General features: G+C 45.9%; 14 protein-coding genes. 9 read left to right on the top strand and 5 right to left on the bottom strand.

The window, feature by feature from the left end; all coding sequences use genetic code 11:
* Positions 1 to 45: 45 nt before the first annotated feature.
* The gene (locus BM607_RS20110) at positions 46 to 654 is read right to left on the bottom strand and encodes an NAD(P)H-dependent oxidoreductase (RefSeq protein WP_071940637.1); all 609 of its coding nucleotides are present in this window, start codon (positions 652 to 654) and stop codon (positions 46 to 48) included.
* 161 nt (positions 655 to 815) lie between these two features.
* Between BM607_RS20110 and BM607_RS20105 the strand changes: the two genes are divergently transcribed.
* From BM607_RS20105 to BM607_RS20095, 3 genes are all read left to right on the top strand, one after another.
* Entirely contained in the window at positions 816 to 2192 is a 1377-nt protein-coding gene (locus BM607_RS20105; protein WP_071940636.1) for a PLP-dependent aminotransferase family protein, read from the top strand.
* Positions 2193 to 2655: 463 nt separating this feature from the next.
* Positions 2656 to 3522: a PhzF family phenazine biosynthesis protein gene (locus tag BM607_RS20100; RefSeq protein ID WP_011848102.1), complete on the top strand. Its 867-nt coding sequence runs from the start codon at positions 2656 to 2658 to the stop codon at positions 3520 to 3522.
* Between the two features lie 120 nt (positions 3523 to 3642).
* A complete protein-coding gene (locus tag BM607_RS20095; protein WP_071940635.1) occupies positions 3643 to 3933 on the top strand; it encodes a hypothetical protein in 291 nt (96 codons plus the stop codon).
* Between the two features lie 490 nt (positions 3934 to 4423).
* Here the strand turns inward: BM607_RS20095 and BM607_RS20090 are convergent, their stop codons facing one another.
* From BM607_RS20090 to BM607_RS20075, 4 genes are all read right to left on the bottom strand, one after another.
* Positions 4424 to 5008, bottom strand: coding sequence for a YSC84-related protein (locus tag BM607_RS20090; protein WP_006083498.1), 585 nt, complete (start codon positions 5006 to 5008; stop codon positions 4424 to 4426).
* Positions 5009 to 5160: 152 nt separating this feature from the next.
* Positions 5161 to 6075: a hypothetical protein gene (locus tag BM607_RS20085; protein ID WP_071940634.1), complete on the bottom strand. Its 915-nt coding sequence runs from the start codon at positions 6073 to 6075 to the stop codon at positions 5161 to 5163.
* A gap of 70 nt (positions 6076 to 6145) precedes the next feature.
* On the bottom strand, positions 6146 to 6544 hold the full coding sequence (locus tag BM607_RS20080) for a nitrous oxide-stimulated promoter family protein (protein WP_071940633.1): 399 nt from the start codon (positions 6542 to 6544) through the stop codon (positions 6146 to 6148).
* A 147-nt stretch (positions 6545 to 6691) separates the two neighbouring features.
* Positions 6692 to 7051, bottom strand: a complete 360-nt coding sequence (locus tag BM607_RS20075; protein WP_071940632.1) for a DsrE family protein — start codon at positions 7049 to 7051, stop codon at positions 6692 to 6694.
* Positions 7052 to 7325: 274 nt separating this feature from the next.
* Here BM607_RS20075 and BM607_RS20070 point away from each other — a divergent pair, with 274 nt between their 5' ends.
* The 6 genes from BM607_RS20070 to BM607_RS20045 all read left to right on the top strand — a co-directional run bounded on the left by BM607_RS20070 (position 7326) and on the right by BM607_RS20045 (position 12192).
* Complete coding sequence (locus BM607_RS20070; protein ID WP_071940631.1) at positions 7326 to 8162, top strand: hypothetical protein; 837 nt, start codon at positions 7326 to 7328, stop codon at positions 8160 to 8162.
* Between the two features lie 144 nt (positions 8163 to 8306).
* A complete protein-coding gene (locus BM607_RS20065) occupies positions 8307 to 8618 on the top strand; it encodes a hypothetical protein (protein ID WP_012090451.1) in 312 nt (103 codons plus the stop codon).
* A gap of 9 nt (positions 8619 to 8627) precedes the next feature.
* Positions 8628 to 10082, top strand: a complete 1455-nt coding sequence (locus BM607_RS20060; RefSeq protein ID WP_071940630.1) for a protein adenylyltransferase SelO — start codon at positions 8628 to 8630, stop codon at positions 10080 to 10082.
* A 13-nt stretch (positions 10083 to 10095) separates the two neighbouring features.
* Positions 10096 to 10428 carry a DUF3630 family protein gene (locus BM607_RS20055; RefSeq protein WP_071940629.1) on the top strand — a complete coding sequence of 111 codons (333 nt, stop codon included), beginning with the start codon at positions 10096 to 10098 and terminating at the stop codon, positions 10426 to 10428.
* A gap of 2 nt (positions 10429 to 10430) precedes the next feature.
* On the top strand, positions 10431 to 11453 hold the full coding sequence (locus BM607_RS20050; protein WP_071940628.1) for a serine/threonine protein kinase: 1023 nt from the start codon (positions 10431 to 10433) through the stop codon (positions 11451 to 11453).
* 130 nt (positions 11454 to 11583) lie between these two features.
* On the top strand, positions 11584 to 12192 hold the full coding sequence (locus tag BM607_RS20045; protein WP_006083489.1) for a thiol:disulfide interchange protein DsbA/DsbL: 609 nt from the start codon (positions 11584 to 11586) through the stop codon (positions 12190 to 12192).
* Positions 12193 to 12695: the final 503 nt, after the last annotated feature.

Genomic DNA, 12695 nt, shown 5'->3' with positions numbered 1-12695 from the left:
CCAGTGCCAAAAGGTCATGAATTAAATGGCCGTAGAGACAGTTGATTAAGCTAAGGCGGTCGCTAAATGCTCACATACTCGACGTTGAACATCTGCGATTTTTTGTTGTACTAAGTCAGTGCGATTTGCTGTGCCTTCAATCGTGAAAAATAAGACTCTATTGAGACCAATGGTGGCCAAGATCGCTTTGATATAGGGGGTAAAGAAATCGGGTTGGTAGGCGGCTTCACCAGAAAACACCCCACCCGACGAGACTAAAACATAAACCGGCTTATCGGCCAATAATGCTTGCTTTCCGGTGGCGGTAATATTGAAGGTCTTGCCGGCTCGAACCACGTGGTCTAGCCAGCTTTTAAGACAGGAAGGTACGGAGTAGTTATGCATAGGAGAAGCTATGATCACCAGATCTGCCCTCTCAAGTGAGCAGATTAATCGATCCGAAATGGCTAAACTGCCCTTGTTAAGATCATGAGTACTGTCAGCTGCGCAGAGTGAGTTAGCATAATCACTGTCGATGTGTGGCAGTCCTGTGGCATCGAGCATATCGATATTGAGTTCATGTAAATCAGTGAGTTGGTCAATCATGGCTTGCGCCACACTATAGGTCGAGGACGCTAGCTGTTGCGGACTGCAGTTAATCACTAAAATCTTCATATTTTCTCTCTACAGATAAGCATTATCATGTTTCAGTTTTCCCCAATACGCCGATATGATACAAATACCCATGGCTCATAATAAGAGCCATAAAGTTATTTTTTTAGTGGACCATGTTCGCAGGTGTGTGTCGCTTACTACTGAGTTCTAGGAGCAGAGGAATGACTAAAGTCTTGGCCTATAAGCAAGTCTATCAACGCATTCATACTGCGATTTTGCAAGGGATACTCAAGTCCGGTGAGCGGCTCCCTTCTGCTCGTACCCTTGCCAAGGAAATGGGGGTCGCACGCGGAACGGTAGAGGAAGGTTATGCCATCTTAAAAGCAGAAGGCTACATTGAGTCTAAAGGCCAAGCTGGTACTGTGGTCAGTCGACATTTTTTCGAGCTAGCTAAGGTCCAAACCATTCAGCTAAACACTCGCCAGCCCGGTTTCCACACTGAAATAGAAACTTCTGTCGTACTTCCCTTTCAGCTAGGTATTCCAGCGTTAGATGCCTTTCCAAGGCAAGCTTGGTCAAGAATGGCGGCAAGATGCGCCCGTAACATCCAGATGGATGATCTGATTTATCCTTCTGTTTATGGTAGCCCGCAACTCAGGATAGCCATAGCGCAGTATTTACAGCTTTCCCGAGGGGTAAAATGTGAGCCCACCCAAGTGTTTATCACCTCTGGATATGTCCATTCCATTAACTGGATAGCCCATGTGCTGCTAACGCCACAAGCCAATGTCGCCGTAGAAGATCCCGGTTACCCACTGACTCGGAAAATCTTAGCGAATCAGAATCTTAATATTGTGCCAATCGTTGTCGATAAAGAAGGCATAAATTTACCGCCCAACACCCAAGCGGACGCGGTGATTGTGACCCCAGCTCACCAGAGTCCAACTTGCGTGTCCTTATCGCTCCAGCGTCGACAGGAATTACTCAGTTGGGCAGAGACTAACCAAAGTTGGATTATTGAAGATGATTATGACGGTGAGTATCGCCATACAGGTCAGCCTCTACCGGCGTTAAAAAGTTTGGACAACTTTGATAGGGTTATATATTCAGGCACCTTCAGTAAGGTGCTTTTCCCCAGTTTGCGAATGGCTTATATAGTGGTGCCCAAAAGCAAAGTGTCAGCGTTCGAGCAATGCTCTGAACTGTATGCCGGCAATGTTTCGGGGCTTACCCAAGCTTGCGTGTTGGCTTTTATGCAGGAAGGCCATCTTTCCCGGCATATTCAACGGATGAAAAATCTATATAGAGAGCGCAGAGAATTAACCGCCAGAGTCTTTAAACAAGTGTTAGGCGATAAGGTATCGATTGAACCACAACCGGGTGGAATGTATATGATGGTAAAATTGACCGACCCCAATATTGATGATGCAGAGCTGGCCAACAAGATGATGAAGGCAGGGTTATTTGCTCAAGGGTTATCGCAATGGTCATCAAGACCCGTTCACCCAAGCTTAATTTTAAGTTTCACCAATATTAGTACTGAAGAAGAATGTCGGACCTTAGTTTCTCGCTTCAAAGATATTTTAGGGCAATGCTAATTGTACGTGAGAGAGAGTTATAGAAATGGCTTGATTTTATTATGGAGAAATGAACTGAAGTAGTTGCGAAAGTGGAGCTTAGTTGAAAACTATGCGTCACATAGTCGCAATGGAGCATTTGTTCTGCATTAAACAGGCTCTATAGCAAAGACATTGCTCACAAAAACAAAGGCTACCAGTTTTGTTTCGAAGTAGAAACCATTGACATTAATGCGTTAAATCGTGCCCGTGAATCACTCTAGGTGAGCCAGAGTGAATAAAAAAAGCAAAAACGATATCAAATGATTACGCTCAAAGCCGCATGAAACAGCTATCCCCCAAAAGCAAGTTTCTATAGCTCATTAACATCAGTTAGCATGGACGTGGCAACGGCCATAGTTGAGATTGAGTCAACACGCGATTTATACCCTGCTATCAGCGCAACGCATAAATACTAAGACGGTATACGGAGAAATTGATATTGATGAAAGTTGAAGCTTATTTGGTTAATTCCTTTACTGCCAATGGAAGCGGAGGAAACCCTGCAGGCGTAGTGTTGAACGCCGATAATCTGTCTAACGAAGCAAAATTAGCAATAGCACAAGCCGTTGGTTATTCAGAAACTGCCTTTGTTTCTCAAGATGACGAAGTCGACTTTGAGTTGTCTTTTTTTACCATAACGGGTGAAGTTGATTTCTGTGGTCACGCAACATTAGCGGCATTTTCAACAATGCATCAAAAAGGGATGGTAGCTGAAGGGCAATATGTGCAAAGGACTAAAGCGGGTTTACTTACCGTAACGATAGAGTCTAATGGCAATATAGTGATGGAGCTGAAGTTACCTGAATACCTTGGGATGTTTAGTTACGAGGCAATATCTGAGTTAATTGGCATTGATCCGGCAGTACTAGAGTCAACTCAGTTACCTATTGAGGTTATTTCAACAGGCTTGCCTGATATTATTGTTCCAGTGCCATGTGGATATCTAGATAGAATCCAAGTGAATGAAAGTTTGCTCAGTGACTTCTGTAAAAAACATGATGTTATTGGTATTCATGCTTTTGAATTATGTGATGAAAACAGCGGGTTGACAGCGAGTTGTCGGAATTTTGCTCCTTTGTTTGGTATTCCAGAAGAGTCCGCTACGGGGAGTGCTAGTGGAGCATTAGCATGTTATCTAACCAAGCACCTTGGCGGTGAACATACGAGTCGTTTTACTTTCGAGCAGGGCAGGGCAATGGACTGTATTTCAATAATTACGGCGTCAGTTACGTCGAAGGAGCAGGATATTCTCAAAGTTATGGTTGGTGGATTTGCGCATGAGGTTGGGCTGCAGGAAATCTCCGTATAACAAATAATTTAAGCAAATCTGTAACGCTTGGCGCTATGGGATTGCAGTAAGTTTGAGAGGTGTGCAGTGACTTGGTGGAAATACTTATTTGGGGAGAAGCATGAGAAAGGCAGATAGAAAATGAAAATCATCGACTATTTGGTTCAAGTAACCAACTTACCTAGCGATCTACTAGAAGCGTCTCAAAATACAAAGTCAGAGCTCTACAGAACTTATAGAGTATATAAATTGCTCATAGATTCTAAGCTACTTTGGAAAGTCTGGCTTATTGATGAGCACGAGCAAGTTTGGCTTGAAGTTAATTTTATTAATGGTGAGGGGAAGCCAGAATTTCATACCGTGAGTTTGGATAAAGGTACCTATCAGGAAATAGGGTTTGATTCATATACCGCCCTGAGTAGTTTGGAGTAAATCGGAACTAACAAGTATTAATATGACTAAAAACGGTGGCCTATTCTTCAGCTTGTTCATTTGGCGTTAACCATAGCTTATCTAATGATTGTTTAGCCTCTAATTGTGTCTTTGAATCTAACTAGGCAAGTTTGATTTACAAGCTGAAACCTGTCATTTATCTCTAGCAGATACCTCACTCGCTTTTGTCCAATTGTAAGTTTGCAAAGGTTTAAATCACATTCGTTGTAACATCACACTTTCCCACTTGAGTTATTTTCGGTTACTCCTATTTGTCAGACTATGGGTACATTTTATGTCTATGTAGGGTTACATTATTTAGCTAAGTAATTGTTCCTATTGACACTGTTATGTCATGGTTAGGGTTCTGCGACAAGTAGGTTTAAACGAGAAATGTTGAATCAGAACGTTAGATTAACTTTAACAAAAAACGGCGAGCACTAAGGCTCGCCGTTTGAGTTAACCGTTTAATGGCTCGTGTTAGCTCGTGTTAGTTAGCTTTAGGCTCGAAGCTAAAGGCTTGACCCGCAAGCGCTGCTTCAAACATCAAACCGCCTTTCGCTGCAGTAAATACCGCCATGCCGTTAATGTACGAGCCACTTGCCGAGCGATTGCCACCCGATTGGCCTGCGCCTGCTGAGTTGCCTGTGGTTCCCGCTTGAGCACTCGCGCCCATGTTGATGGCAACTGCTGATGCTTGGGCATCAAACTCGAAACTGCCGCTCGTGAAGGCTTCATAGGATTTAGCATCTTTAAAGAAGATGATCTCGCTGTAGGCTTGGCCACCTAATTGAAAACCGATGGATAATTGAGTCAGGCTCGAATCACCCATATAAACACCGCCTTGATAGACTCGGCCCTTGCCATAGGCTGCGCCAATGCCTATGCCGCCTTTACCCACAGTCGGGAATAACGCATAGCCATAGGCTGTGTCGAAAAACTTACTGGTTTCTTTCGCTTTTTGGAAATTGACTACTGCCTGATCATAGCTTTCATCTGCATGTGCAGTGGGCGCCGCAAATAGGCTCACGATAAGGCATGTCGATGCCGCAATGGCAGTTAAAAATGATTTCATGGTAACGCCTCTTCAAGTCTTCAGTTGCTCCAGACTAGCCTTTATCGACACAAATGACAGCCCAAAGTGACTCCTGTGTCAGCTTAGGTTCAGTGTTCGACTCAATGGTTGGAGTGATATTGATGGTGATTATTGGAGTGTGGTTTCGCCAATTAGTTCTTAGGTGGTGAAGAAGCTTGGGGTTTTTCTGCGTCGTCCTGCTGAATTTGATGTAAAAATTCATACTCCTCTGGGGTGAGAACATTTTCAATGACGAGTGGGCGTTGCTCTAACTCTGGTTCGGCCATGCGGCCTTTTAAGTAGGCAGAGCGGGTGATTTGCTTTAGCCCATACACCGCCAGCATATACATGCTCAGTAGTAAGGTCAGCCTTGGCAATGCGTGGGAAAGTAGTGATAGATTATCACCAAGATAGAAAGGCAAAATCACCACAAATACGCGGATTAACCAATTCAACAACATGGCCAAGGTCAAGCTTATCAGCCAACGAAACCGAATGGTGCCGAGCGCCTCTTGGGTTTGAGTGACATCTCTTTGATTGCGTTTATGTCGACGAAACAACATCCACAGCGCGATAAAGTAACAACAGGTTTGTACAGATAACAGCGCTGGGAGTAGAGCGCCCCATTGGCTGATACTCATTTCTTTAAGCATCAGAGCTATGGGTTGCCACTCGTTGATGGGATGTGCAGTTAATCTTAGGGCAATATCTAAAATGGCGAAAACTAATGTTAATGCAAATGGCCAGTAATGCTTTGAAAACCCCAGCGGTTTATTAGTTGGTGCTAAACTGCGTTTGCAATAGAGATAGAGCAAAGGCATAAGCAAAAAATAAACAGGGTTAATCAGGTTGAATAGAATATGAATGGGAATTGGACTGTTATCGCGGTTCAGCATACCCGTGAGGAAATATAGGGCGATGAGATTTAAGAAGGTTGCAAGGAGTTTTTGGTTAGCGTCTGGGTGATAAAAATAGCGAATATAAATAGCTAACGCGAGGCAATGTACGCCTCCAAATAACGACAACCACCAGTAAGCTTCAGCGAAAAAAGTATTAAATTCGTTCATTAAATTCGTTCATATACGACACATCGAGCCCTGTTATATCAGGGAAATCGGCTCTGTAAAAGTATCGCCGTTAGTTTTTCTGTTGGCTTGCTATGCGCTGATGGCGATTTGAAGCCGCCTCAGGCACAACGCTGGGAACGGGAATGCGTTCCGCGAGTAAGTGTTTGATTGCACGAACGGGATGCGGTAATAACATCCGTGGACCAGAAAAGATCATGATCTCTTTGACGATTTGTTTCTGCGCGGGTTTGTAGCAATGCACTGGGCATTTATTACAGGTGGGTTTGTTTTGTCCGTAGGGGCAGCGATCTAGCCGTGTTGCGGCATAATCCAATAACTCAATGCAATCTGCACATAGGCTCGTCGCGTCTTGGCCTTGGTGTTTCGCCTTGCAATAAATCGTCACCATAGCGGCAATGGTTTGGTGTTCGTACAGGAGTTTGCCCGTAAGCAGTGTGGCTGTGCCCATTGGAATACCTTAGCTTGTCACTCGGATATCCCATCATAGGCAGTGAAATTGGCGCTGACAAAACGAAAGCGCCAATTTATGAAGGTGCGCACAAAATGGGGCTTTAAACAATCCTGCCATCTTAGCATCCGCACCTAAAAGTAAACCTTAGATATGCATCACTTTGTCGGCAGCCAGTGTCCAGCGAGTTAAATCTTGTAGCGTACCTATGTGCGCGCCTTCGATAATCATTTTCGCCGTGACGCCTCGCGCTTGAGCGCAGGTCTTACAAAGCAGGATCGGCACTTGCTGCGCTGAGAGGATCTCGAACATCTGTTGTAGGTTGTAGCTTAAGTCGGGTGTGGTTTGATTTTTGAGTGCGCCAAACACGGCATCAGACATGAGAAAGAGTTTAAGATCGACGGCTTGTTCATCCTGATCCTTCAGTGCTAATGCGATGCGTAGGCTGTTAAATAGCTTTTCTGTCCCGTAGGGGCTAGCGTGGGCCACGATAAGAATACTTTGCATCAGGTTTTCCTTATATTTGTCGTAAACTGGGCGATTGGGGTGATAAGGCAACGCGGTTCCGTCAGTCTAGCGCAATTGGCTATAACTATTTGAGCGCAAGATCGTATAAAAAGGCATAAATACTTGATTTACACCGACACAATGGACTTTAATAGCGGTTAATCTCTGCTCAATTTTTAGCTAGACTCGGTTGCCATGGACACTGTCCTAATGGATTTTGGCAAACCAATTGACACGGCTTCTGACGAGAAGCGGCCATCAAAGGTGAACAAGAATGAAGATCATAGTCGTATTTATACTAATTGCTGTCGGGGTGTTTTTATTCCTTCGCGCGCAGCGATTGGCGAAAGAAGAACAAGAGGCGATGAAACCTAAATCGACCACGGTAAAACCAGTTTTTCCTACCGAAGACGCACCTATTTCCTCCGCTGCTGAGTCCGAGCGAGTAGAGCCTGAGCCAGTTGAGCAGGCAGAGGACACTCGCGTGGTGGAAGTTGAGCCTGTCATCGAAGTTGAAGCCGAATTGATGCCCCGTGAGACGAATGAGCCGGCGAACATTTCGGTGGAGCTAGACACAGATATCATCGAAGTCGATATTCCTGCGGCCCATAATGAAGAGGCGGTGATCATTTTAGGCACCACGCCAACAGATGAACAAGCTGACGTTAAGACTGAAGCAGAGCCAGCATCGAGCACGCGTTCAGAGGTCGGTGCGCCAGGGGCTTGGGCGAATGTAACCTTAGTTCGGGCCTTTGAAGAGTATCAAGGGGCAACGTCCGCCAGTGCTCGCTATACCGCGCTGCAAAATATGGTCGCTGAGTGCTACAAGCAGCGTAAATCGGCGGATTATCTCAACTATGGCGCTCAGTTAGCTGAAGAATATGTCGCACTGTTCCAAGCAGCTAGCGCCGAGCAAGGCAAAGATACTGAGCTTAAGTCTTCCGGTTTCTTGCATTTAGCCACCTTGCTAAATGATACCCAAGCCTTCGATGCAGCCATTGTCATTTGTCGTAAAGCATTAGAGCTTGGGCTGAGCGATGGCACTGTCACTGGCTTTGAGGGCCGGATCAATCGGATTGAGAAAGCACAGGCTAAAGCAACTACGGCTTAACACTTTGGTTGGGAGCGCTTAGCGGGTAAACCCTTAAACGAAAAGCGGTTATTTCCCTCGTCTAAGCAGTGTAGAATCCCTGCTAACTGAATGCGCAAAAGGCGAACTAAGGTTCGCTTTTTTTATGGGCTTGATAGGGGAAAAATGAAACTAAGCTATGCCTTACCGAATGTCTTATTCGGGCTTGGATTATTGCTACTCAGTGGCTGTACTAAAACCCCAGAATGGACCCTATTTTATTATCCCGATGTGAGTGCCATTCCGGTGACGCCTTTGCAGGCTGAGGATATTAATGGCTACTACGACACCTTAGCGCAATGCCAGAGCAAGGCCCACGGCATGCAGCGTCTAAGCAGCTCTGGCGTGAGTGGCTTTGGCCTTGGTGTGTATCAATGTGGGCACCTATGTGAGTTCGACGATAAGTCGGTGCTGGTTTGCAAGACCATGAGCCAATAGGTGGACAAGATGAAGTTTAAACAGGATTTTTTTACGCAGTTACCTGAGTTTTACTCGCAAGTGTACCCGCAAGGTATAACTAAGCCAGAATGGCTGGCATGGAGTGATGACGCTGCGCAATTGATTGGCTTGAGCCAACCCACCGATGAGCTGTTATTGGGCTTGTCTGGCAATGCCGCCGTCGATGGCGCAACTTACTATGCTCAAGTGTATAGCGGCCACCAATTTGGCGGTTACACGCCGCGCTTAGGGGATGGACGCTCGATCATTTTAGGTGAAGCGATTGGCCCAAATGGCGCATGGGATGTCGCCCTTAAAGGCGGCGGTCCGACGCCTTATTCGCGCCGTGGTGATGGCCGCGCTGTGATGCGCTCTGCCGTGCGTGAGTTTTTAGTCTCTGAGGCGCTGCATCATTTACATGTGCCGACGACCCGTGCCTTGGCGGTGATTGGCTCTGACCTACCCGTATGGCGCGAGAGCCAAGAAACCGCAGCCATTACTGTGCGTTTAGCCCGTAGCCATATTCGTTTCGGTCATTTCGAGTTTTTCTGCCACAGTGAACGCGGTCGTGCCGATAAGCTGATTCAATTACTCAACTTCACTATTACTCAGCATTATCCCCATTTGAGTTGTGATGCCGCAGGTTATAAAGCGTGGTTTTTGCAGGTAGTGCAAGATACCGCCAAGATGATTGCCCACTGGCAAGCGGTCGGTTTTGCCCATGGTGTGATGAACACAGACAATATGTCGATTCTGGGTGACAGTTTTGACTTCGGTCCCTTTGCGTTCCTCGATACATTTCAAGAAGATTTTATCTGCAATCATTCGGATCCCGAAGGTCGCTATGCCTTTGGTCAGCAGCCGGGTGTCGGTTTGTGGAACTTGCAACGTTTAGCGCAGGCGCTCACGCCCGTGATCCCATCCGATGACTTAATTGCCATTCTTAATCAATACCAAGAGGCGCTAGTGCAGCCTTATTTGCGCTTGATGCGAGCGAAATTAGGTCTATCTGCCGTTGATGTTCCGTCGGCGGAGCAGGACAAACAGGATCTCGACCTCATAGGTCGATTCACTGTGCAGATGGAGAAAAATCAACTCGATTACACTCAGACTTGGCGCCAATTAGGCAAATTAGATCCAACCAGTAAACACAGTGCGCTGCGGGATGACTTTATCGATGTCAGTCAGTTTGATACTTGGTATCAAGCCTACCAACAAAGATTGGGCGCAGTAGCGGATATCCCCGCGTGGCAAACTGAGCGCAATAGTGTGAATCCCAAATATATTTTGCGTAACTATTTAGCCCAAGAGGCGATAATCGCAGTAGAAGAGGGTAATCTTGCGCCGCTGCATTTGCTGCAAAAAATCTTAACTCAGCCCTTTGCCGAACACGCAGAGCATGAAGACTTGGCCAAGCGTCCACCGGACTGGGGCCAAGGTTTGATCATGTCATGTAGTAGTTGATGGGATAACAAGCATGAAATTACCAAGCACGCATCTAAAAGCCATTAGCTTAGATACCATTCGCTTAGATAGAAGCGCCTTAAGTTTAGCGGTCAGTGCGGATATCGATTTTGATCGTTTCGCCGACTTTGCCGAACCTTTAGCCGCGGCGCTCGATTGCACTGTGCGCGAGCGTCAGTGGGGCGCCGACAGGCATCAATGGTTATTAGAATTTGAAGGCAGCCAGTTATGGCTCAATTATGAGTTTTACGGCAACATTTGCTGGCTCTCGACCGAACGAGAAGCCGATTTTGAGGTGCTGGAATACTTAGCCACTTTGCTACAACCTCACCTAAGAGTGAACTGAATATGAGTCAGAATATGACGCCACCAGCCACGAGTTCTAGAGGCGCTGAGTTCCATTTTCAAGCCCTAACGCCGGATTTGATCTTAGATGCGATCGAAAGTCTGGGCGTGTACCCGGAAACGGGCCTGCTCGCGCTGAACAGTTACGAGAACCGCGTGTATCAGTTCCGTAGTGATGAAGGACTGCGTTATGTGGTGAAATTCTATCGCCCCGACCGTTGGAGCGACGCGCAGATCCAAGAGGAACATGATTATGCGCTCGCACTCGCGGCAGAAGATATCCCAATTGCCGTGCCTGTGATCATCGAAGGTCATACGTTACACAAGTACCAAGGCTATCGATTTACCCTGTTTCCTTCCTTGGGTGGCCGCGCCTTTGAAGTCGATAATTTAGAACAGCTGGAATTAGTTGGCCGATTCATCGGTCGTATACATCAGTACGCGGCGCAAACTGTATTTGCTGAACGTGAACCGCTGAATCCGCAGATTTTAGGTGCCGAGCCGCTTGCGTGGTTAAAGCAATCTAATCTAGTGCCTAATAGCCTACGCTTGCCGTTTTTTACCGTCGTTGAGCAAGTGTTGGCTAAGGCGAATGCGATTTGGGATCGCCAAGTTTTTGCGGCCATTCGTTTGCATGGCGATTTACACCCAGGCAATATTTTGTGGACGCCAGATGGTCCCGGATTCGTCGATTTAGACGATGCTCGCATGGGGCCGGCGATTCAAGATTTATGGATGATGTTAACGGGTGATAGAGCGCAGCAGTTGATGCAGCTTGAGATATTACTCGAAGCCTATGAAGAGTTTTGTGAGTTTGATACAAGGCAGTTAGCTTTAATTGAACCGCTGCGGGCGCTGCGTATGGTGCACTACAACGCGTGGATTGGTCGTCGCTGGGACGATCCAGCTTTCCCGATGAACTTCCCTTGGTTTGGGGATGAAAAGTATTGGGAGCAGCAAATCTTGGCATTTAAGGAGCAACTTTTTGCTCTTGGCGAGCCACCACTGAGCCTAGTGCCTTATTAGTATTGAGCAAAATATGATGTCACAGACGTATCTTGTGACATTAGATTGAACTCTTAAGCTTGAGTTACACTCAAAAAATGGAATATGTTAGTCTCCAGCCAATTTATCAAAAATGATTTAAGGAATGTTCATGAAAAAAGTATTACTTATGGCCGCGGCTTTATTACTGGCGCCACTGGCTGTATCGGCTGTGGAATACCAAGAAGGTGTGCATTACACAGTGATTAACGATGGCCCAGCAACCGCTAAGCCAGAGATCACCGAGTTTTTCTCTTTCTATTGCCCACACTGCTTTAATTTCTCTAAAACGGTAGTGCCAAAAATTCTCGCAGAAAAGCCTGAGGGCGTAGCGTTTAACCAAGCACACGTTGATTTTATTGGTAAAGAAATGGGCGTTGAAATGTCACGCGCATTCGCAGTTGCGCATCAGTTAAACGTCGATGATAAAATGGATGCGGCGTTATTCTCTGCCATTCATGAGAAAAAAGAACACTTCACTAGCCTTGCCGATATTCGCGCTCTTTTCGTGGCTAACGGTGTCGATGGTAAAACCTTCGATGCGGCCGCAGAGTCTTTCATGGTGAAGGCGCAAATGGCGAAAATGAAGCGTGACACTGAAAACGCTAAGCTGACTGGCGTACCTGCTCTCGTCGTTAACGGTAAGTATCGTGTTGAAACCGGTGCGATTAAATCCTACGACGAACTGTTAGATATCGCTTTCTACTTAGCAAAAAAATAGTTCGGATGACCTTATCACACCGCTGTAATGTGAGCGGTTGATAATACTGCACGTACAGCGTTTTAAAGGGAGCCTTAAGGCTCCTTTTTTATTGCGGCAAAGAACAACAGTAAGGCGAAACGAGCTGAGACAGCCGCTGTAAGGCACACAGTAGGCGGCTATAGCGGTTAGTCGTTTGAACTTATTGAATAAAGGCGAGGCAAAAAATGGGCAAAAAAAACCGTACTTCTTATAACGGAAAGTACGGACTTGAGCCAGAGGACTCATTTTTACCCTGAGTAACGCTGCTAATTTAACAGAGCGTCAAAAAATTGGCAAGTGACATTATTATGGCGTTTTGGTTTTTTTGGTTTGCAGTATGGCATATTGGTAAGTTAACTAAATCATATGATTAACAGTGTTGGGCAATCAAATATGAAAAAAAGCCCCCGAAGGATGAACTCAAGTGGTAAAGCTTCTGTCAAACAACTGTAATCAATAACAACAAGAATGCTTGTAGGTGG

Origin of the sequence: Shewanella sp. SACH, assembly GCF_001887095.2 — a bacterium.
Lineage (GTDB): Bacteria > Pseudomonadota > Gammaproteobacteria > Enterobacterales > Shewanellaceae > Shewanella > Shewanella baltica.
This window is presented reverse-complemented; position numbering and strand designations above follow the sequence as displayed.